This window comes from Xenorhabdus sp. PB62.4 (assembly GCF_014467285.1).
In the GTDB taxonomy this organism is placed as follows: domain Bacteria; phylum Pseudomonadota; class Gammaproteobacteria; order Enterobacterales; family Enterobacteriaceae; genus Xenorhabdus.
Genome location: NZ_NKHR01000103.1, coordinates 1 through 772 on the forward strand (window position 1 = coordinate 1; position 772 = coordinate 772).

The following is a 772-nucleotide window of genomic DNA, read 5'->3' on the forward strand; positions in this document are numbered from 1 at the left end:
GGAAACAAGCCAAATATCACTGGCGACGTTTTATCACCTGGACTCAAGATACCATGGAGTATGAGCTAAATACGTTATTGGAAGGTTATGGTGATCAATTTGCAATTAATTTTTCTTGAGCACTTAACATACAATCACCATGGTAGCTAATTTATTAGTGGAGGATTGGTATGGAAAAGTTTACTGATAAATTAATTAGCCTCGATAGATTTCTTTTACGGATAGTGCGTTTCCTTTTGCACGCATTTATTATCTTTTTGATCGGCATTATTCCAGGCGTATTGGGATTTTTCTTGATTGAAAGCCATGCCATACCTGATGCAATATTGAATTCTGTTTCAATGATTGGAACTCAAAATTTGCACATTGAGCCAGTCAGTATGCTGGGAAAATATTTTGCAGCCATTTATGGACTATTCCTTCAGGCTATCTTTTTCATCGCTGTTGGGATGGTAGTGACGCCTTTTGTCCATCGAATACTGCACAATTGGCATATTGATGATGATGAAGATGAGGATGCACGAGATAAATAATTTATCGTTTATTTGTATTTTCATTTTTAAGCTGCAATTTTAGAGCTATTAGTTATTATTTATATAACGCGCTAAAAATCGGGGGAATTATCAGGGCGGGATTCCACTTTGTATTAAGTTTAATCAAATATAAGCTGACTACGGAATTCCGCTGACCACATTGCTCTTCGGCGTTTAGCGGCCTGACTGTCCTTTATACTGGTATTTTGTTTAATCACATTTAATGCAATTCGATTAAA

Annotated in this window: 1 protein-coding gene and 1 pseudogene; one reads left to right on the forward strand and one right to left on the reverse strand. The window is 36.1% G+C overall.

The window, feature by feature from the left end; genetic code table 11:
- Positions 1–170 precede the first annotated feature (170 nt).
- Complete coding sequence (locus Xenpb_RS19400; protein WP_099115454.1) at positions 171–533, forward strand: hypothetical protein; 363 nt, start codon at positions 171–173, stop codon at positions 531–533.
- Between the two features lie 119 nt (positions 534–652).
- Here Xenpb_RS19400 and Xenpb_RS19405 read toward each other — a convergent pair.
- Positions 653–772: pseudogene (locus tag Xenpb_RS19405) on the reverse strand (ISAs1 family transposase); the annotation flags it as partial.